Genomic DNA, 21,344 nt, shown 5'->3' with positions numbered 1-21,344 from the left:
GATTTCTCTCACGGGATCAACCTAGAAGGGCGCACGCTGGTGCGCCCTTTGTTATACTCATTGTTAAATTTTTGTAATGAATTCAAAGAAGTTTCGGTTTATATGATTCAATCAGCTTAAACAAGTTTTATAAAGAGGCAAGACCCATGCAAAAATATCTCTGTACTACCTGCGGCTATGTTTATGATCCCGAGGAAGGAGACCCTGACTCAGGAATTGCACCGGGAACGGCGTTTCAAGATATCCCCGAGGATTGGGTTTGTCCGGTTTGCGGGGTATCTAAAGAGGAGTTTGAACCCTTTTCACCGTAAAGACCTAGAATTGATTGTGGGTTCATGAAAAAACTTTTAATCACCGGATCTAGTGGATTTTTGGGCTGGAATCTCTGTCAAGTTGCTCAATCAGAGTGGCAGGTTTTTGGAACCTATTGCTCTCATGAAATCAGCATTCCAGGTTGTCAATTGATGCCGGTAGATTTGACCGACTTTCATGCCTTAAAATCCCTTTTTAATGAAATTTGTCCCGATGCTGTGATTCATGCAGCAGCTCAATCTCAGCCGAATGTTTGTCAAACTTATCCCCAGGAATCGTACCGGATTAATGTCACGGTTTCCAGTCATTTGGCGGGATTATGTGGAGAGGCGCAGATTCCCTGTGTTTTTACCTCGACGGATTTAGTTTTTGATGGGTTAAATCCCCCTTATGCTGAAACCGATGAGGTTTGTCCGGTGAGTCGGTATGGTGAACAAAAGGTGCAGGCAGAGATAGAAATGCGCGATCGCAATCCCCAAACGATTGTTTGTCGAATGCCGCTGATGTTTGGCGAGGGCGGACCCGCTGCCCAGAGTTTCCTTCAGCCGATGTTACAAACCCTGCGATCGGGACAAGAATTAGCTTTATTCACCGATGAATTCCGGACGCCCGTGAGTGGAAAAACTGCCGCTGAAGGGTTATTATTGGCCTTGAAACAAAATGAGAAGTTGCTGCATTTAGGAGGAAAAGAGCGGGTTTCACGATATAGTTTTTTTGAGCAAGTGATTGAGGTTTTGGAGGTTAGGGAGGGGCGGATTAAACCTGGTCGGCAACAAGATGTAAAGATGTCGGCCCCAAGACCTCCAGATGTATCTTTGGATAGTTCTAAAGCCTTTAGTTTGGGATATAATCCCTTCCCGTTGCGCTCCCAGTTGTTGGCCTTATTGGGACGGGTTTGAAGGGGTTTTCTGCGGGTTCTCGGATAGGACTAAAAACTGGGTTTCTGGCGGAATTGTTTACGAATTATCAAACAGTGGTGCAGAAACCGGGTTTCTGAACGGGGCTTTTTTTTCCGGGGATTAGAACCCCGGTTTGTGAACGGGGGTTCTTCTCACGGTTAGGTCTGCTGGAGTGAACCTCTGGAAAAAGAGGACAGACTGTGGGATAATAGAATTTTTAATGGAAATGCAAGGATCTAAGGTGGTGAACGATCGCCCGGTGAAGGTGGTGGTGATTGGTGGGGGTGCAGCCGGTTTTTTTGGGGCGATTAATTGCGCTCAAAACTATCCTCAGAGTGAGGTGACCATTTTAGAAGCGGGACGGCAACCCCTGGCGAAGGTAAAAATTTCCGGGGGAGGACGATGCAATGTAACTCACGCTTGCTTTGATCCGGGGATGTTAGTCACCCATTATCCCCGAGGGGGTAAGGCGTTGCGGGGGGCATTTTCCCGGTTTCAGGTGCAGGATACGGTGAACTGGTTTGAAAGTCGCGGGGTGAAGCTGAAAACCGAGGAAGATGGGCGAATGTTCCCGATGACGGATGATTCCGAGACCATTATTCACTGTTTGATGCAACAGGTGGGAGAATCGGGAGTGAGATTGCGGACTGGGGTTTCAGTGGGGGATGTACGTCGCCTATCTGCCTCGCCAGGTGAGAACGGTGAGGGATTTGAGATTGTATTGAAGTCTGGTGAAATCTTGAGTTGCGATCGCCTGCTGTTGGCAACAGGTAGCAATCCCCTGGGGTATAAAGTTGCCCAATCTCTTGGACATCACATAGAATCGCCTGTTCCCTCTCTGTTTACCTTTAATGTCACTGACCCTCGCTTTCAGGATTTAGCAGGAGTGGCGGTGAAAATGGCGCGAGTTCAATTACGGGATGCGAAATTGACCCAAACTGGACCGATTTTGATTACCCATTGGGGTCTGAGTGGTCCAGCGATTCTGAAACTTTCCGCCTGGGGGGCGCGATATTTATATAACCACAAGTATCGGGCGACGTTAACGATTGATTGGTTACCGCAGTATAATCCGGAACTGTTGCGAGAACAGTTACAGGCGGTGAAATCCCAGTTACCGCGAAAGGCAGTGGCGACAAGTTGTCCGTTTCCGATTCCCCGCAGGTTGTGGGAACGGTTGTTAGAAGCAACGGGACTGGATAGCGAAACTCGATGGGCGGAAATTTCTAAAAAAGCAATCAATCAGGTGGTGGAAGAATTGACCCGAGGCAAGTATCAAATCACGGGGAAAGGGGTGTTTAAAGAGGAATTTGTCACTTGTGGCGGGGTTTCTCTGAAAGAGGTGAATTTTAAGACGATGGAGAGTCGGTGTTGTCCCGGGTTATATTTTGCCGGGGAAGTGCTGGATATTGATGGGGTGACGGGAGGGTTTAATTTTCAAAGTGCTTGGACGACTAGCTGGTTAGCGGCACAGTCATTGGGGAGTTGAACTACAGATTGCACTGATTTTCACGGAGGTTTTGGGGATGCGGCAGCAACCGGATGTTTTTGTCTTTTTGGAAATTTTTTCCCGGGAGGGCGGGATTCAATCCTATGTGAGGGATATTTTGACGGGGTATGGGGATTGGGCATCTCGTGAGGGGCGGGTGGCCCAGGTGTTGTTGCTGCGGGATGGGCCGGATTGTGAGAATCCGTTCGAGGGGAATCCGGGGTTGCAATTTCAGTATTTTAAGTCGCGATCGCCGATGGGGGGACGGGTGAAATTGGCGGCGGCATTGGGGAATCAGCTTGTTTTGCACCGTCCGAGGCGGGTGTTTTGTGGTCATATTAATTTGGTCCCGTTGGTGCAAGGGCTTTGTCAACCCTTGGGGATTCCTTATACGGTGTGGACTTATGGGAAAGAGGTGTGGGAACCGCTGCCGAAGATCGCACAACAGGGATTACAAAAGGCGAGTCGGTTATGGACGATTAGCCGATACAGTCGCGATCGCGCTTGTGAGGCGAATGGATTACCACCCAGTCGCTTTGATTTGCTCCCTTGTGCGGTAGATGAGACACAGTTTACCCCGGGTCCTAAACCGCCGGAGTTGACAGAACGCTATGGGTTAGAGGGCTGTAAGGTTTTGATGACCGTGGCGCGACTGTGGTCAGGGGATATCTATAAAGGGGTGGATGTAACGATTCGGGCATTACCAGAGATAGCACAAGCCCAGCCCAATGTCAAGTATTTAGTGATTGGTCGGGGGGATGATCAGCCGAGATTGCAGGGATTGGCGCAGGAGTTAGGGGTGAGCGATCGCGTGGTGTTTGCCGGGTTTGTGCCAACGGAAGAGTTAGCCCTTCATTATCGCGTCGCCGACGCCTATATTATGCCCTCGCAGGAGGGATTTGGCATCGTGTACCTAGAGGCGATGGCTTGTGGAAAACCTGTGCTCTCGGGGAATGCCGATGGGTCAGCAGACCCCTTGCAGGATGGCAAATTGGGCTGGCAAGTGCCACATCGGGACCCCCAAGCGGTGGCGGCGGCTTGTATTGAAATGTTGCGAGGAGAGGACCGCCGCTGCGATGGGGACTGGTTGCGCCAGGAAACAATAGGGGGGTTTGGTACGGATGCCTTTACCGCGCGCGTCAAACAACTGATAGAGTTTACTGAGTAGGATAGAGGTATTGGCGATTTTCTGTGGGAGTCAATTGTGAATCAAAACAGTTACAAATCCTTGCTGCTGAACCTATCGGACCTGAGTCGATGGTTGATGCCAGTGTTTATCGTGTGGGTGTTAATTTCCATCGGGTTGGGATGGGTCGTGAAGTCGATTTTAATCTTAATCGTAGCAGTCACCCTGCTGCCGGTGATTGGCTTTTTTGGCTTGCGGTGGTGGTTGAGTCGGAACCTGATTGTGGATCAGTGTCCCGTGTGCAGTTATGAATTGACGGGACTGAATCAGACCCAACTTCAATGTCCCAGTTGTGGGGAACCGCTGATGGGGGATAAGGATCATTTCGTGCGGTTGACCCCCCCGGGGACCATTGACATTGATGCGATCGAGGTATCAGCTAAGGTGATCGAGGAATCGAAGTGAAGGAGGCGATGGGGGTTGAGAGAGGGGAATCACCTATTCCCCTCAACGGCGATCGCGTTGAGTCTGGATGGGAGTCAGGGTTTAGCCTCCCATTGAGGTCCTGTTGGGGTACTCTGTAACCGCCAGATGCCCAGTTGGGGTTCCTTCACTTCTAAAAAACCACCCTTGAGGGGTTGCCGAACATAAGGACTCTCTAATACCGGCCAATTTTCCAGTTGTCGGGGTTTACCGTTAATGGTGGCGATCGCGATCGCACCCTGGGGTTTATAGGTCATGGTGATCTCATCTCCGACCAGACTTTTATACTCTAACCTACCGTCGGTTTTCCAGGCGGCATCCCTCACTTCAGTCCGGTCCAACCTGCGAATTAAACTATCAAAAGTGGGATACTCGGCAACCCTTGCCACATCAACAATCCAGGCGGTTTTACTGCCGATCGCCCCTAACGCTTGATAGGCGGCGTCTTTCTCAGAAACCGGGATTTTCAAGGAAATGTCATCTCCCCACACCTGGGCCACCACCCACGTTTCTTGAATGCGCCAGATATACCATTTTTCATGCCTGCGGGGTTCTCCATACCCCATTGGTAAGACAAGGTGCGACTGGGCCGGGACCCCTGCCTTCAAGTCAGCCTCGGTGAGGATCTGTTGATAAATCACCGCACTTCGTTCCTGTACATATTGGTCGCCCGGGGTTTTTCCCGTTGCCATTGGCGAATGATACGTTCCCCCCAGACTGATCACAGGATTATTCACCCCGTTGGGGTCACGAATCACCAGTTTATAGGTGGCATACTGCGCCCTAATGGTGTCTTCTATTTGATAGTCCCGAGAACCTTCTAACAATGTACCGACAGAATAATCGGGGGTGACATAAAAAGTTTCCCAGAGGTGATTGTCCGCATGGTAGCTGTAATAGGCTGGATGACTGGCTTGAACTGAGAACGGTAGGGGAACTTGCTTGTGAGCGATCGCCCGTAAATGTTCTGGAGGACGATAGGAACTCAGACTCGGGGCTAGGGCTAATCTGGCATGGTTAAGCTGCATTCCATCAGCGATCGCCTGATCATTCAAGGGATTGGGAGTTCCCCACCACATCCAAGCCACTGCACTCAATCCACTATTCCAAGTATTGCGATCAAACCCGCGACTTTCCGCCCCGCCCGAAGTGCCCCAACTCAGGCGCAAGGCTATATTGGTCGCATACCAGTCTAATAAAGCCGTTGCTAGTTCCCGCAGTTCGGGAGTTTTAGCAAAATCATACAAATTCAGTAATCCTGTGATACTGTAGCCGTAATAGGTCGAAGAATGAAATTCTCCCTGACCAATAGTGAGAAACTTATCCAGTTGCGATCGCAACCAAGCCTCATTGGTTTCTGCTACATGGGGAAGTTCCACCGGAAACCCACTGTTATCTATCAGGGCCAAGCCAGAACCCCGCTGCATAAATCCATGATTTTCCGTACCCCCTTCATTCCACTCCTCTACCCGAGGACTAACCAACATACTTTGGTAAGACGCCTTAACCGCATCCGGGAGACTATTGCGATGGAGGAAGAAAAGACGAACATCGAGCATACTGCGGAAATGATACAAATCTGGGCGATCGCGGTCCAATATTAACCACATATCCCAATTAGGTTGAGGTTCGTAATCCTCCGGCAAACTGAGGCGGGCTAAAATAATCGGCAGCAAGTATTTATGAGGGTCATCAATCTTATTTCTCCGCCACCAGCGATCGCGTTCTTCGAGATTTGGACGGGCTATTCTTTGTCGAATTAATAAACTCCGCCGTCGAAATTCCACCTCAGTTGGATCTAAACTGGAATAGGGAGAAAGGCGTTGGATCTGGGTGCTTCTTTCGCGCAGTTCTTGTTTTTGTGCGCTTGTCCATTGGGTGAGATTTTCCCGGGATTCAAGGGTGGGGTTTTTCACGGGAAGGCTCGTGCAAGCATTCAGGGCGATCGCCAGACATAGATTAACGACCCAATAACGCATTTGAATTAAAAAATAAATGAGCAACGAGGGACAAGTCTGTGCCTATTTTAAAGGGGAACGGGTGGAATTGGCTCAAATCGAGACATTTCCTTTCCCAATCCCGACAGGACGCCCAGATCATCAATGCCTTTGATGTTCTGCCCCTCCTAAAAAGAAGTACGGCTTAAGCCTAGACTCGATTATAACCCTCAGATTAACAGCACAGTGTTCCCAAAACCCTGGCGATCGCAGTTCCTCGGCTTATGAGGTTTAGAGGAATGGGAGCATCTTCTTCCCTACAATTACAGAGGGAGTAAGATACTCGCACGCCCACCGCCCCAGGTGAAGTCAGAGGAGAGAGGGTAGCGTAGAACCGGCCCAAAATGGACCTTTCATCACAGTAGGAAGCGCTATAAATCCTGATTCCAGCAGAGACTGGAAAAAAAGGATAGACTAATTTTTGACAACAAAAACTCAAAACCCAGGGAGAAGGTCCCCCTCTAATCCCTAGAAAAACCCCTCCATTCAAACCCTAGTGAAAGACCGTAATCTATGGCAACCCAATCTCAAAAAAAGTCATCAAAAAAGCGATCAAATTTAGCCAATTCAGCCCCTTATGTGGGATTTTTTAACCGATCGCAGGATTTACTCTGTCTACTCGGGTTAGAGGGGAATTTTCAACAGGTTAATCCCGCATGGGAACGAGTCCTCGGCGTGACTCCAGAAGACCTCGTAAATCGCCCCTTTATGAGTAGGGTACATCCAGAAGACCAAGCGCAAACGGTTGAGAAAATTGCCACTCTATCTGAAGAAATTAAACAGGTTAGCTTTCAAAATCGCTCTCAAAGAAAAGAGGGTACATATCAGTGGGTTGAGTGGGAAATCAGCCTGTCTAGGGAAGAAGGGGTAATGTATGGAGTGGGTCGAAAAATCCCCGAACCTAGCGCTCGCCCCAGCTTAGAACCGCCGCACAACCGCCCCAGCATCAAATCCCTCCAAGACCGCTTGCGCCGGTATCAAGAAATCTCCAACCTCTGTCCCGTGGGAATTTACCAGTCTGACCTCGATGGAAAATGCCGCTACGTCAACAAAAAATGGTGTGAACTAGCTGGAATGTCCCCTCAAGAAGCAATGGGGTTCGGATGGACCCGGATCATCCATCCCGAAGATAGCTCATTCGTCTTTGCCCAATGGTCCCAATTCGTCCAAAACCCCGTGAAATTTCGCATCGAATGTAGGCTGGTGCGTGACGATGGAACAATGATCTGGGTACTCGTTCAAGCCGTAACCCAAACCGGCGATCGGGGAGAAGTCACGGGGTTTGTCGGGGCCCTAGTCGATATTAGCGATCGCAAACAAATCGAAGAAGCCCTCAAACAGGTTAATCATGACCTCGAAAGCCGAGTGGCCGATCGCACCGCTGAACTCCAAGGGGCGATCGACCAGTTACAGACAGAAATCACCTCTCGCACCCAAGCAGAAGCCGCCTTACAGAAAGAACGGGAATTCCTCAATGCCCTGCTCAATAACTTAACCGATGGGATAGTCGCTTGTGACGCCAACGGTATTTTAACCCTATTCAATCGGGCCACCCGAGAATATTGTGGACTCCCCGAACGACCTATCCCCCCCGAACAGTGGGGGGAGTATTATAATTTATACCGCCCGGATGGGACCGCGATGCCCATGACAGAAGTTCCCTTATTTCGCGCCTTTAGCGGCGAAACTGTTCAAAATGTTGAAATGGTAATCGCGCCGAAACATCAGAAACCCTGCACCCTCCTCGCCAGTGGTCAACCGATCATAGATGCTTCCGGGAACAAGCTAGGTGCCGTTGTTGCCATGCGAGACATTACCGATCGCAAAGATGCCGAAGCGGCGCTACAGGAAAGCCAATCCCGCCTCAACAGCATCCTCAACTCCCTCGATGATATGGTCTGGTCCATTAATCCCAACACCTTCAAGGCACTCTTTTTCAACCCCGCTACGGAAACAATCTATGGAATTCCTCCCCAAGAGTTCTATGAAAATCCCTTAATTTGGCGGGAGATGGTTCATCCAGAAGATAGCGATCAAGTTGATCGCTACAGTGCAGAACTCATGACAACCGGCAGCGGTGAAGTTGAATATCGCCTCATCCGCAAAGATGGCAGCATTCGTACCGTCCAAGCGCGGAGTCGGCTGATTTATGACCCCAAAGGTCAAATCCTCCGAATCGATGGCATTGTCACTGACATCACCGATCGCAAAGAAGCCCAAAAAGAACGAGAACGCCTTACCGCCGTCATTGACGCGACCCCTGATTTTGTCGGGTTCTGCGATATCCACGGGAAAGTGCTTTACATGAACCCTGCTGCCCGCCGCATTGTCGGAATTACTCAAGATGAGAATATCACCGGGCGGCACATTTCCGATTTTCTTCCTGAATCTCAGCAAGAGTTCATCTCAACTCAAGCCTTCCACACGGCAGCTACAACCGGCGTTTGGAGTGGAGAAACGGCATTGCTACACCAAGACGGTTCGGAAATACCCGCCTTACAGGTCCTGATGAGCCATCGGTCCGAAAGTGGCGCAGTGGAATATTTTTCCACCATTATCCGGGACATCACCGAACGCAAAAATGTGGAAGAAACCCTGCGGCGTAACGCCTTGCAACTCGCCCAAGCCCAACAAGTGGCTCATATTGGGTCCTGGGAATTCGATTTGAGTACCTATCATGTGGATTGGTCCGAGGAACTCTTACGGATTTATCAGGTTGAACAGCCGGAATTAGGACTAACCTATCAGGAGTTTTTGCAACTGGTACATCCTGAAGATCGTGACTCTCTCGAAACCCTGATTGAGGAGGCGATCGCACAAAAGCAACCTTATGAACGGAAACACCGAATGCTGTTTCCCGATGGTTCTATCAAATTTATCTCCTCCAAAGGCCAACCCATTTTCAACGCCGAAGGCGAACTCGTAAAACTCATTGGCACAGCCCATGATATCACATCAAGTCAGAAAGCTGAAGAAGCCTTGCGCCGGAGTGAAGAACTGTATCGGGCGATCGCCCGTAATTTTCCCAAAGGGATAATTGCCTTATTTGACCTAGAGTTACGTTATACTTTAGTTGATGGACGAGACCTCGCCGAACTCGGAATTTCTAAAGCCGACATGGAAGGCAAAACTCTCTCGGAATTCTGGCCCGGGGAAATCGTCGAGATCTTAGAACCCATGTATCGTTCCGCCATCCAGGGTGAGACTGTAGTCTTTGAATTTCCTTATGCAGGAAGAATATATCTTCTCCATGTTCTCCCAGTCACTCATGCCACGGGAGAAATCTTTGCGGGAATGTTAGTCGCTCAAAATATCACCGCCCTCAAAGAAGCAGAAAGTGCCCTCAAACAGCGAGAAGAATACCTACTCGGGATTCTCGATCATATGCCCGTGATGATGAATGCCTCCAGTAATCAGGGACTGATTATCGCCTGGAACCGCGAATGTGAGCGAGTCACCGGATATAGTGCCGAGGAAATGGTCGGCAATCCCCAAGCCTTCGAGATGTTGTATCCTAACTCTGCCGAACGGGAAGCCATCTTCACTCAAATGGCGAAATTCGATAATCATTATCGGAACTTGGAACTGGACCTCACGGCCAAAGATGGCACCATTAAAACGATTGTTTGGTCGAATATTTCTAAACAATTCCCGATTCCAGGGTGGGCCGGATGGGGAATTGGCGTTGATGTGAGCGATCGCAAACAAGCTGAAAAAGCCCTGCGTCAATCCGAAGCCGAATCCCGACAACTCGCGAATCGAGAATCCCTGATTAACCGCATTTCTAGCGATATTCGCAACTCCCTAGAGGTAAATACCATCCTAGAAACCGTAGTTCACCAGCTATACCAGTTATTGGAACTGGATCGCTGTAGTTTTATATGGTATCGCTGTTGTAGTACCCCCCCTTACTGGGAAATCGTCACGGAAGTGAAAAACCCTGAACTCGACAGTCGAATCGGGCGCTATCCCGTTGAAGGGACGCCCGTCGAAGTGAAAATTGCTAACGCTGAACTGATTCGGTGCGATGAGTTGAGCGACGATTCCGATCAAGATATTATATCACTTTATACAGTATGGGGGTATCGCGCCGTGGTTATTATTAGCATTCAAACCGCCTCGGGAGATATCGGTTGCCTGGTTTGCGGAAGCCACTATCAACCCAGAAAGTGGAAGGAGTGGGAAGTAGAACTGTTGCAAGCAGTAGCCGAACGATTGGCGATCGCCCTGTACCAAGCCGACTTATATCGCCAAGCCCAAGAGAGCGCCCGCCAAGCCCAAGAACAAACCGAACAATTACAGACGACCTTAGAGGAGTTACAACAAACCCAATCTCAACTGATCCAAACTGAAAAAATGTCTAGTTTAGGGCAATTAGTCGCCGGAGTCGCCCACGAAATCAATAATCCGGTTAACTTCATCCACGGCAACCTCACCCATTTAAACGATTATACAGAAGATTTGCTGACTATCATTAGTCTGTATCAGGAAACCTATCCCCAACCCGAGGCCAAACTGGAAGAGGCAATTGCAGACCTAGAATTGGATTATATTACCGACGATCTGCCGAAAATTCTTGCCTCCATGAGAATGGGAACCGAACGGATTCGCAAAATTGTCTTAAGCTTACGCAACTTCTCCCGCCTAGACGAAGCGGATATGAAAGAAGTAGACCTTCATGAAGGGATAGAGAATACCCTGTTAATTTTGCAAAATAGGTTTAAATCAAAAGGCGATCGCCAGAGCATAGAACTCATCAAACACTATGGGGAATTGCCCTTAATTGAGTGCTATGCGTCTCAGATGAATCAAGTCCTGATGAACATCATTAACAATGCGATCGATGCCTTAGAAAGCCACTGTTCAGAAGCCAACGAAACCTTGCCAACTATTCGGATTAGCACCGAAGTTCGAGGCGATCGGGCCATCATCCACATCGCCGACAACGGACCCGGCATGACCGAACAAACTAAATCCCGCCTCTTCGACCCCTTCTTCACCACCAAACCCGTCGGCAAAGGAACAGGACTCGGATTAGCCATCAGCTATCAAATCGTCGTAGAAAAACACAACGGTATTTTAGACTGCATCACCGCCCCCGGCAAAGGGACCGAATTCATCATTCAAATCCCTATTGCTCAAAGGAAAAATTAACCGCATTTCATCGCGTCTATAATAGCAGCAGGCGGGGGTTCAAACCATTGGCGGCCTAACAGCTAAAGTCAGATAAATCCAACTGAAATTCTTATACTTGGATATTTTTAGTCTGATAAATCTAACTGTTGATATCCCTGGCAATTATTCACCCACTCAAGTTGCTACACCCTGTATTAGAATAATAAAAAAAATCAACAATCAGGAAAAGTTGGAATTGTGTTCAAGATATTAACCGACTATCAGGGGCGTGAGGTCCGACTAACCGATGAACGATTGGCCCATATTTTACTCCATCCGGAAATGGCGAACATGGAAAGAGAGCTTGCCATAACCTTGCGAAACCCCGAAGCCATTCGGAAATCACGGACCGATGAAAATGCTTGTTTAAACTACCGTTACTATGTAGGAACCCAAGTGGGGGACAAGTGGCTGTGTGTAGTGGTAAAATATATAGAAGCAGACGCTTTCGTTGTTACAGCTTATTTAACTGATAAACAGAAGAAAGGAGAACAAATATGGCCCTAAACTTAAAAATTTGGTATGATAAAGAAGCTGATTTTTTAGAAGTAATTTTTTCCGATAAAGCGGGTTATATGCGAGAAACCGACAACGATTGCATTATGGAACGGATAGACGAACAGGGGAATATTCTAGGATTTTCTGTAATGCACGTGAGTCATCTCTCCACCGAAAAACCACTGATTGCTGAGTTAGTCGGAAAAGTCCAGGATTGAGGGACCGGGTTTCTGCGATAATTGTCGTTTCATCGCCTATATTTTACGACAAAATTGGGTTTATCAAATATCAGCTTGCTCTGTGGGCAAAGGGCAACTGTTCCGATGAAATTGGTAGAAAACAAAACTTCACCGATTATATTAAAAACCTCGTGACTTGCTTTAACCGATTAAAGCCCAAACTGAAAGACAATGGATTACTCTGGGTCAATTTAGGCGACACCTACCGAAACAAAGAACTCATCGGCGTTCCTTGGCGGGTGGCATTTGCCTTGAAAGATAGCGGATGGATTCTCCGTAGCGATATCATTTGGAAAAAGCCCAATGCCATGCCTTCATCGGTTAAAAATCGACCCACCACGGAACATGAATACATCTTTCTGTTTTCTAAAACCAGTGACTACTATTACGACGCCGATGCCATTCGGGAACCTCATGTCACCGTTTCGGAACAGTCCAAAATGAAAGGCGGCAGAAATCACTTTGGTAAACGAAATAGCACCCCAGAAAATGGCAAAAACTCCGGAAATCAGAACCTCCATGATAGTCGATGGGATCAAGCATTTCACCCCAAAGGCAGAAACAAGAGAACGGTTTAGGAAATTCCCCTGGGGAAATTCAGGGATACCCATTTTGACGTTTATCCAGAACCCTTAGTGGAAATCTGCCTATTCGCCTCGACTCAAAAAGGCGATATTGTCCTCGATCCATTTACCGGATCCGGGACAACCGGGGTGGTAGCACTCAAGCATGAAAGAAATTTTATCGGCTGCGAATTGGTGAAAAATTATCAGGAAATGGCGCAAAAAAGACTAGATGAAGCGATTGTTCAACTGAGTTTATTCTAAAGTTGAGGGAAAAGAACCCCTTCTACCCTCTTTGACAAATCTGAAACTGAGTTTGAATGTCCTAACTTTTTACCTCGTGACTTGGCTGAAGCTGAGTCACGAGATCTACTACTAACTAATACTACCTCTTCTTTTTCTCGGGTAAGTTTCTGGGGGGAATATCTCGGCCCTCGTAGAACCGGCGTTCTAACTTACCTAATCCCCACCATAGCGCACTTAAAAGCAGGGTAATTCCGGTGGAAAGGGCAACCGTTGGAATGGGGTTTTCGGTGGCGATGACGGCTAATAATGGCGCAGTTATCCAGGCGATCGCAGCTAAAATCCCCGCACTTTCCCGCAGTTTCTGGATTCTTCTCAAGGCGGTGGAACAACTGCGGCAATGGATGGTGTGAGAATGATAGCGATCAAGTAATTCTTCTCGCGATCGCAACGGTGGAAAAGATTCTCCAGGAAAGGGATCGGCGTCATACTGATTCACCCACTTCCGAAATGCCAACACAAACAAATCCGCTTTTGTTGGCAAATAAAACGCTTTAGCAATTTTCTCACTCCCTCCGGCTGCTTCTAAGTATCGCTCTTGATGGTATAGAAAAATTTGGTCATCTTCTAAGATAGCATTCTGTCCAATATGGGAATACCATTGCGGCGTTAATTTAATAAAAGTTTCTGGGACTTTTGAAGCAAATTGAAACGGAAATCGAGCAAATAACCGACATTCTCCTTTGCGCATTGGCGTGGCATAAACGACTGTCATCGTTCTGCCAAATTGCTTAGAAGTCAGGTCATTCCACATTAGTCCCGGTGCAATAAAGTGGGTCTGCTGACTGCCTAAAGTACCTTTGCGCGGTCCTTCTTCCCAAAATCCTTCAAATCCTTGTTTTCCTGATGCTATTACCTCCAATTCAACCTTTCCAGCGTTGGAACGGTTGCCGACGGTGCGATGATGGGTATAGGGGATATGACTGGTATCCAGAACATTTTCTAACAGGGTCAGGGCATCATAAGGTAAGTCGCGAAAGGTGTTCAAACAAATCCATTTTTCTGGGGATTCTTCCAAGGGATTAACTATAGGAACTCTGGTGTTTGTTGCATTTTCCGGATTTCCGGCATACACAAATAACAATCCCTGATATTCTGTAGTGGGAAAGCTTCTCACGCAGGCACGTTCTGACTGTTCCGCCTTGCCGCCCTCATTCTGTTGGGGTATATTTTCGCACTTGCCGCTTGCGGAAAAAGCCCATCCATGATAAGGACATTCTATCCAACCTTGTTCATTAATTCTCCCCTCGGATAGCGGTGCAAGACGGTGGGGACATTTATCTTCAAATGCCCGCCAAGACTGCCCGGTTTTGTCCCACCAAATGGCTAAATCTACTCCCAATAGGGTAAACCTCATGATTTTGGACTTGTCCAAATCTTGAAGATAATAGACGGGATACCAAGCTTCCCGAACATCAAAGCGGTGGGGGTCGTTGCCTCCGGGTTCAGTGTGGAAAGAGGGTGCGGTTTCTAAGGCGATCGCCTCGTTTGCTATCATACTATTTCAGCTAAGTTGGCTCGATGATTGTCCGATGGTTTGCTATTCTAATTTTAGAATGTTAATCACCTGAATGGACAAATTTTAGAAAAGAAATGAACTATCCCAATGATGCAAGACGATTCGCCCCGGCAACTCAACGCAACCGTGAACCGATTTTAAAGGTGTTGCGTCGGGTTCTCCCACCAACGGGAACGGTGTTAGAAGTTGCCAGCGGCAGCGGTGAACACGCCATCTTTTTTGCGCCTCGCCTCAAACCACGATTCTGGCAACCCAGTGAACCCGAAGCGCTATTACGGGAGAGTATTCTCGCCTGGATGAAAGAAGTGCCATCAGACAATCTTTTCCCTCCCATTCCCCTCAATGTTGCCGATTCGGTTTGGTCAATTGAATCCTCTGATTATTCGCCGGTGAATGGATCGAAAATTACGGCAATCATTGCCATTAATTTAATTCATATTTCTCCGTTTACCGCTACTTTAGGATTGATGGCGGGGGCAGGTCGAATTTTACCTAGGGGGGGGATTTTGTACCTGTATGGTCCTTTTAAACGAGGAGGAAAACATACGGCCCCGTCAAATGAAAATTTTGATGAGACGCTGCAACAGCAAAACCCGGAATGGGGGGTTAGGAATTTAGAGGATGTAGAGAGAGTTGCCGGGGAAAATGGCTTAAGTTTACTGGAAATTGTAGAAATGCCTACTAATAACTTATCCGTTATTTTGAGCAGAAAAGGTTAGGGTTAAATTAGACCCAATCTTAATCTTTAACCGATAATTAAGGGTCAGGACAAGGGAGTGCCTTGTCCTATTTTATTTGAATTAAGACTGAATATCGGGTTCGATAAATTTATTGTTAGCCCGGATAAATTGGGCGGTGCCTTGATTGGTAATCACTAACCAGGGTTTCCCGGTGCGATCGCCTTGTACCGGATTAGTATAATCAGGGTGACGGGTGACGATACTGCCGCCTGGGAGGGTACTTTCGATGGGAAATTCAAATCCCGGGCCGCTACGGGTATTTAATCCGCCTTGGGTAACAATCCTCCATTCCGGCCAATTGCCCGTACTAAAATCCCCGGAAGGACTGACGGGAGGCGGGGAAACTCTTGTGGGGAGGCTTATTCCGGCGACGGCGCGATCAATCTCGTTCTGGGTTTGGTCTCCCACAACTCCATCGACAATCAGTCCCAATTCCGCTTGAAATGCTTTCACGATCGCCTCAAGAAGAGGGTCAAAGTTTAGGTTAAACCGCCCAACATTATATCCTAACTTTTCTAATTGCCTCTGTAATTGTTCCACTTGCGGACCTGTATCCCCTTGTTGTAATCCCATTTGTTTATTAACCTCTCATGTTGATTCAAAATGACAGGGGATTTCCCAAAAATCTCCCCCCTCTTTTACTATTTTAGCGATTATCTTCCAATTCGGAGTTAGGGAAAGAATAAGGGATAAAAAGGAAATTTCTCCCCGTTTGTAGTAACGACTTCAGTGGTTTCCCGAAGTCCCGAGGCGCAACCCACTACCCCACAACCCAATTCCCCAAGGATTCACTGGAATCAAAAAAGTCCTCGGATTCAAGGGCGATCGCCTGCGATTTGTCGGATTTACCTGATTTATCTGTGGGGGAGAAAACTGCCGGAGAAAACATCTCCCACATAGTGCGCAAGTAGGGAACAAATAAATCGTACTCTTCTGATGTGAGCCGATCGCGCAACTGTTGTCCTAACAGATTGAGCATTTGCCTAACTAATTCCCACTCAACCCCCAAGGACGGATAAAGCATCACACAGAGGGGAAATAACTCCTGTTGTACCGAGGCAATACTTTGTTCTAGCACACAAGCCCAGAGATAGACTTGGAACATCTCCACATCGCGTAAGCTAGATTTGTAGATGCGTTCATCAGTCAGGGAACCGCTGTTACTGCGGTAGCGGGGATAGAGTTGGCGAATGCGATCGCATATTTCCGTAGCCATTTCCGAGCTCACCGGCAGCAGCTTTCTCACCGCCTGCAAGGGAGTGTCATCCCATTCTAATTTTGCGGCTGCTTCATAGACCCGTTGTAGGGGTAAATTTAAGTATTCCTGAATCACGCTAAAATACCCTTCCAGTTGCGATCGCTCCGTTTGGGAAACCTGCTGCAACAGCAACTGCCCAGTATAGTAAAATTGCAGATTGACAAAGGCCAGAGTCAGCGGTTCCGAGGTGGCTTGCATTTGTCGCAATCTGCCTAAAATTGGAGACAAGGCCCCGGCCAGTTGTTGAGGAGATTTCCCCTGAGCATACCATCCCAGCGCTTGGTCATAAATTTGATGGGTTTTCGCCGCAATCTCCCAGGAATTCAGATATTGGGAGTCAATGGGATGCTGTTTTAAACTGGGTGCTAAGAGGATTTCAGTTTTTGACCACCCTTGAGCGATACATAAGCGCAACGACTGTCGGAGGGCATCCCCCACCCGTTCCCGCATCATTAACTCAGACTCATCCACTCCAGTGCGATCGCTCCCGTTATCTTCTCCTTGGGACTTTAAATGTAGCTTCTGCACATACCGCTTCGCCCATTCTTGTGCGAACGACGTTACCGGACCAACTTCGGTCTCAGAAGGCCATCGAATATAACGAGCATAACGTCCAGCGATCGGTTTATTCATTAGTGTCACTGCCTTGGAAATTGAGCGGGGGTTAGTATAAGGAGGTAAATTAATATAGGGTAAGTCTATCCCCCGGTTAGATCCCAGAGAGTAGAGGTCAACTCTTAAACATTTCCTTTAAATTTTAACTTTTTTTAAGATTTCTCTCTACCCTCCCTCAAAACCGCCCCATATTCAGGTATCTCACCCAGAAGGTATCCACCAGAAGGGACCGGAATTAGCTCATATCCAGTCCGGTTATGCTCCCTCTGTCTGCTTTATAGCCCCAGCCTTGAATTTGTTAGTCCTGCTGACCCCTGCCCCTCAGTGGATCAAGCCAATCTCCAGAAAAGGAGTATTTTTACTTATAGCTATTCTAGCAAACAGGTGATATAGTTAGAGATCGTTAGGGCACGTAGCTCAGGGGATAGAGCACCAGATTCCGGTTCTGGGTGTCGGGGGTTCAAATCCCTCCGTGCTCGTTGGGTGATTAACACTTCATCAAAAAGGGGGCCAGTTTAAAACTGGCCCCCTTTTTTTAAGGCTTCCCGTTATAGTTCGTCTCCGGTTTTTCCCTGCACACCTTTGACAATGCGGGAAAGTTCAGTTTTTTCGTCTACTGAAATCCGAGACGGAGAACCACTGATAATCCGTTCATAATTGCGGAACGAATCTTTAATATCAGGTCCCTTCTGACTGATCGAGTATTCCCGAATGCCTTTGTCATGCCAAGATCCCCGCATTTTGAACACGTTAATCGCCCGGGACATTTCCCCGCGAATTTCTACATATTGCAACATCAAAATGGTATCAGTAATGGTAGAAATATGGGATTCGGTAATCGAATGAGCGCCCATAAATTGATCCGTAGTATTCGTGAAAAATCCCGTAATTTCCTCTTGTTTAGCATAGCCCGTGACCCCAATCACGAACTGACGAAACGCATTATTACTGACCCCACGCGCTAAGGCAGAAAGGGAGTCGATCGCAATTCGAGCCGGTTTAAATTCCGAGATATCCGTTTTAATGATTTGTAAGTGGTCTTCCAACCCCGCAGACTCGGGATAAGCACAGAGAATTCTCAGCAATCCTTTCTCTTCCAGTTCTTCAAAATCAATGCCCCAGGAGTAAGCATTTCTGAGCAGTTGAGCGCGGGATTCTTCATAGGCAAACATCATCGCCCGTTGCCCACTCTTACAGGCATCCTCCAAGAATTTGCTGACCAGGAGGGTTTTTCCGGTACCCGTTGCGCCCGTTGCCAGAATAATTGAATCCTTGAAAAATCCACCGCCACACATCGTATCGAGGGTTTTGACCCCGGAAGAAACCCGGACATTTGAGGACCGTTGAGTGAGGCGCATAGCCCCGAGGGGGAAGATATTAATCCCTTCATTGGTAATCGTAAAAGGATACTCCCCTTTCATGTGGGTAGTGCCGCGCAATTTCAAAATTTCTAGGGTCCGGCGACGGCGTTCCCCTTCTAAAACGTTGCGAACAATCACCACATTATCCGAGACAAATTCTTCCACGCCAAACCGCGCCACGGGTCCATATTCTTCGACGCGTTCCGTGGTCATAATAGTGGTTGCCCCCACCTGTTTGAGACGGGCGACTAAGCGGAAGATTTCCCGCCGGACCACCGAGGCGGCATCATACTGTTGAAAAACGGCAGTTACCGAGTCAATCGAGACGCGTTTGGCTTTGTATTTGCGAATAGCATACTGAATCCGCTCAATCAAGGCAGAAAGGTCAAAATTTCCGACCACATCTTGTCCTTCTGGATCCGGCGAAGCATCGAGAATAAAGAGTTTACCTTGGTCAATTAAGCCTTGCAGGTCCCAGCCAAAACTATAGGCATTTTTGATAATATCACTGGGAGATTCTTCAAAGGTGACGAAGACCCCAGGTTCCTCAAAAAAGGTAATGCCGTTATAGAGGAACTGAACCGCAAACAGGGTTTTACCTGTACCGGAGGTACCGCTGACTAAGGTTGTTCTACCGACAGGCATTCCACCATGACTGATGTCATCAAACCCCTCAATCATGGTTCTGATTTTATGGACGCCTAGGGGCATACGTTCTTCGCTTTCTCCAGAGGGCTTAGTAAGATTCATAGGGCGCGTTTAAAATGACAAGAAGGCTAGGGGTGAGGGACGATGGACCTAGGATTATAAATTAATTAAGAGAAGTTTGGACAGGTTTGAACCGAGTGATTTTACTCAAATTCTCGCTCTTCTCGTAATTCTTCATAGAGGAGGTCTAAACCGATCAGGACTTTTTCGCGGTCCGAGAGGTCTCCGATGATTTTGCGGACGGGAGGGGGCAGGATTTTGGAAAGGGTGGGGGTTGCTAAAATTTTATCCTCTTCTGCGAGTTGAGGATTTTTTAAGACATCAATCACTTTCAGGGCATAAACTCCTTCAAATTCTTGCTCTAAAATATCTTTGAGGGTTTTTAAAGCTCGAACCGAGTTGGGGGTGTTCCCCGCGACGTAAAGCTTGAGAACGTAGGTTTTCTTGGGGTTAATCATGGATTCACTTCGTGAAAATTGAGCCGAGAAGAAAAAGGAGTGGGAGGACTGAAGATTGATTAAGCATCTCTGGGAATTGAGCGACGATACATTTCACATAAATGGGCGATAATATCAATGAGCGTTAATCGGTAGTCTAAGAGGATTTCTTCACTGCGTCCTTCGAGTTTAAGTTGCTTTGAAAAATCGTCCATTAAATCCATGTGTATTTCCACAATCTGGGTGACGGAAATATCAGCCAAAAAAGCGGTACTGACCATCTCATCAATTCTTTGATTGAGGGAGCCATCGGTTGAGAAATAATTCAAAACAATATCACGATATTCGGCTTGGAGTTCATCTAAAAAATGTTGCCGTTCTGCTGGAGGCAAATTCCGCAGAAACCGTTTGGGATTGCGTTTGTAGTACACACCAAGGTATCCTAATCGCTCCCTCAATTTCTCGGCGAGCATTCGTTGCTGAGGGCCAAGAAAGTTTTGAGCGGAGGTGTCTGGAGATGAATTGGGGGTAGGTTGAGTGCGATCGGTTTCCCAGGAGACTGGGGAGAAGTTAATAAACTGGGTGATAGCTTTTTCAACCGATCGACTGATGTCGGGGAGTTGAGACACTGAAATGTGGCTTTCAGCGGTATGGTAGACCACTTTGGATGAGACAAAATCCCCATTTTCTGTGGATTTTACGGAAGTTAGCAGGATGTCGTTGAGGTCAGAATCGGGAGCTTCCGGTGATTCACTGGCTTGATGGGAACCCAGGTGGACAATTACCGCAGGCAATAGGGTGGATTGTTGATGGAGTTGATAGGCGAGGCCCTTTAACTTGGGATGAGCTTGTAAAATTAAACAGTCAAGCTGTTGTTGTTCTCGTTGGACAAAGGCGAGAAACTCCTCAGTTCCCTGAAAATAAGTGAGCGCATACCGATCGCTCTCCAAAAACTGGGTGAGCGATTGCGCCAGGATATCCGATGGCCCGAAAGTACAAATAGACAGTTTGTTTTGCAAAACGTTATTAGAAAATCGATGTTCCAATTGACTACTCGTGCAGCCGTAACGTTCAATTCCCCCGCCTCCATGACTGGTGGCTCAAGGTTGTGTTAAACATTCAACAAACACTGTATCTAAATTGTAATGGGTTGCCCGGGGTCACACCCCATTGAGATCCATAATTGATCTATGTCCCTGGCGTGATCAGCAGTTGTCTCCAAACGCCAACCCTCTGATTCCCGGGTGATTCTGTATCGGTTATCCCGAATGACTTAGACCACGAAGAGAGGACGCCCTAGGACGTCGGTACAGTAGAGGGAAGAGAAACAGGATATTTTCACCCAATCTCTATTGACTAGGACCCAGGTAGGTACGAAACCCGATTTCTTGTCCAATTTATCTCATCCCTACCCGGATGCCGTAGGCGTTAGAGTAAAAGCCCGATGGAATGGTATCTGGTGAGGGAACCCCCTACGGCTCGGTGTTACCGTTAGCTCAACACTCCATTCTGATTTTTGCAAGATCTTCATCCCCAGTTCCCTATGTTAAAGACCCCCCTACTGTTAGAAGAATTTACACTCCCGACCCCTCTATGCCCGCAAACGGTAAGTATAGCAGAGT

The 21,344-nt window shown here is 47.7% G+C and carries 16 protein-coding genes, 1 tRNA gene and 1 pseudogene; 11 read left to right on the top strand and 7 right to left on the bottom strand.

The window, feature by feature from the left end:
• Positions 1-146 precede the first annotated feature (146 nt).
• The 5 genes from rd to NG796_RS06895 all read left to right on the top strand — a co-directional run bounded on the left by rd (position 147) and on the right by NG796_RS06895 (position 4,291).
• Entirely contained in the window at positions 147-311 is a 165-nt protein-coding gene (gene rd, locus NG796_RS06915; protein ID WP_261205170.1) for a rubredoxin, read from the top strand.
• Positions 312-335: 24 nt separating this feature from the next.
• Positions 336-1,211, top strand: a complete 876-nt coding sequence (locus NG796_RS06910) for an SDR family oxidoreductase (RefSeq protein ID WP_261205169.1) — start codon at positions 336-338, stop codon at positions 1,209-1,211.
• A 220-nt stretch (positions 1,212-1,431) separates the two neighbouring features.
• Positions 1,432-2,700, top strand: coding sequence for an NAD(P)/FAD-dependent oxidoreductase (locus tag NG796_RS06905; protein WP_261205168.1), 1,269 nt, complete (start codon positions 1,432-1,434; stop codon positions 2,698-2,700).
• A gap of 37 nt (positions 2,701-2,737) precedes the next feature.
• A complete protein-coding gene (locus NG796_RS06900; protein ID WP_261205167.1) occupies positions 2,738-3,868 on the top strand; it encodes a glycosyltransferase family 4 protein in 1,131 nt (376 codons plus the stop codon).
• Positions 3,869-3,904: 36 nt separating this feature from the next.
• Complete coding sequence (locus NG796_RS06895) at positions 3,905-4,291, top strand: hypothetical protein (protein WP_261205166.1); 387 nt, start codon at positions 3,905-3,907, stop codon at positions 4,289-4,291.
• Positions 4,292-4,365: 74 nt separating this feature from the next.
• Here the strand turns inward: NG796_RS06895 and NG796_RS06890 are convergent, their stop codons facing one another.
• Positions 4,366-6,288: a hypothetical protein gene (locus tag NG796_RS06890; protein WP_261205165.1), complete on the bottom strand. Its 1,923-nt coding sequence runs from the start codon at positions 6,286-6,288 to the stop codon at positions 4,366-4,368.
• Positions 6,289-6,819: 531 nt separating this feature from the next.
• On the opposite strand from NG796_RS06890, the gene NG796_RS06885 reads away from it, so the two are divergent.
• The 4 genes and pseudogenes from NG796_RS06885 to NG796_RS06870 all read left to right on the top strand — a co-directional run bounded on the left by NG796_RS06885 (position 6,820) and on the right by NG796_RS06870 (position 13,045).
• Positions 6,820-11,460: a PAS domain S-box protein gene (locus NG796_RS06885; RefSeq protein ID WP_261205164.1), complete on the top strand. Its 4,641-nt coding sequence runs from the start codon at positions 6,820-6,822 to the stop codon at positions 11,458-11,460.
• 219 nt (positions 11,461-11,679) lie between these two features.
• Entirely contained in the window at positions 11,680-11,988 is a 309-nt protein-coding gene (locus tag NG796_RS06880) for a hypothetical protein (protein ID WP_261205163.1), read from the top strand.
• On the top strand, positions 11,979-12,197 hold the full coding sequence (locus NG796_RS06875) for a DUF2283 domain-containing protein (protein WP_261205162.1): 219 nt from the start codon (positions 11,979-11,981) through the stop codon (positions 12,195-12,197). The genes NG796_RS06880 and NG796_RS06875 overlap by 10 nt, the downstream gene beginning before the upstream one ends.
• Positions 12,194-13,045 (top strand): annotated as a pseudogene (locus NG796_RS06870) (DNA-methyltransferase). The gene NG796_RS06875 and the pseudogene NG796_RS06870 overlap by 4 nt, the downstream one beginning before the upstream one ends.
• A 121-nt stretch (positions 13,046-13,166) precedes the next feature.
• Here NG796_RS06870 and NG796_RS06865 read toward each other — a convergent pair.
• Entirely contained in the window at positions 13,167-14,582 is a 1,416-nt protein-coding gene (locus NG796_RS06865; RefSeq protein ID WP_261205161.1) for a Rieske 2Fe-2S domain-containing protein, read from the bottom strand.
• Between the two features lie 95 nt (positions 14,583-14,677).
• Here NG796_RS06865 and NG796_RS06860 point away from each other — a divergent pair, with 95 nt between their 5' ends.
• A complete protein-coding gene (locus NG796_RS06860) occupies positions 14,678-15,322 on the top strand; it encodes a class I SAM-dependent methyltransferase (protein WP_261205160.1) in 645 nt (214 codons plus the stop codon).
• 81 nt (positions 15,323-15,403) lie between these two features.
• Here NG796_RS06860 and NG796_RS06855 read toward each other — a convergent pair whose 3' ends face one another.
• Together NG796_RS06855 and NG796_RS06850 are read right to left on the bottom strand one after the other, a co-directional pair.
• Complete coding sequence (locus NG796_RS06855; protein WP_261205159.1) at positions 15,404-15,916, bottom strand: peptidoglycan-binding domain-containing protein; 513 nt, start codon at positions 15,914-15,916, stop codon at positions 15,404-15,406.
• Positions 15,917-16,103: 187 nt separating this feature from the next.
• Positions 16,104-17,234, bottom strand: coding sequence for a hypothetical protein (locus NG796_RS06850; RefSeq protein ID WP_261205158.1), 1,131 nt, complete (start codon positions 17,232-17,234; stop codon positions 16,104-16,106).
• Positions 17,235-17,622: 388 nt separating this feature from the next.
• Here NG796_RS06850 and NG796_RS06845 point away from each other — a divergent pair.
• Positions 17,623-17,695: transfer RNA gene (locus tag NG796_RS06845), tRNA-Arg, on the top strand.
• Positions 17,696-17,764: 69 nt separating this feature from the next.
• Here the strand turns inward: NG796_RS06845 and kaiC are convergent.
• The 3 genes from kaiC to NG796_RS06830 all read right to left on the bottom strand — a co-directional run bounded on the left by kaiC (position 17,765) and on the right by NG796_RS06830 (position 20,768).
• On the bottom strand, positions 17,765-19,327 hold the full coding sequence (kaiC, locus tag NG796_RS06840; protein WP_261205157.1) for a circadian clock protein KaiC: 1,563 nt from the start codon (positions 19,325-19,327) through the stop codon (positions 17,765-17,767).
• Positions 19,328-19,428: 101 nt separating this feature from the next.
• Entirely contained in the window at positions 19,429-19,743 is a 315-nt protein-coding gene (kaiB, locus tag NG796_RS06835; protein WP_015147792.1) for a circadian clock protein KaiB, read from the bottom strand.
• A gap of 59 nt (positions 19,744-19,802) precedes the next feature.
• The gene (locus NG796_RS06830; RefSeq protein ID WP_261205156.1) at positions 19,803-20,768 is read right to left on the bottom strand and encodes a circadian clock protein KaiA; all 966 of its coding nucleotides are present in this window, start codon (positions 20,766-20,768) and stop codon (positions 19,803-19,805) included.
• Positions 20,769-21,344: the final 576 nt, after the last annotated feature.

This window comes from Laspinema sp. D2d, assembly GCF_025370755.1.
GTDB lineage: Bacteria > Cyanobacteriota > Cyanobacteriia > Cyanobacteriales > Laspinemataceae > Laspinema.
Note: the sequence above shows the minus strand (reverse complement) of the source record. Positions and strands in the feature narration are given on the sequence as shown.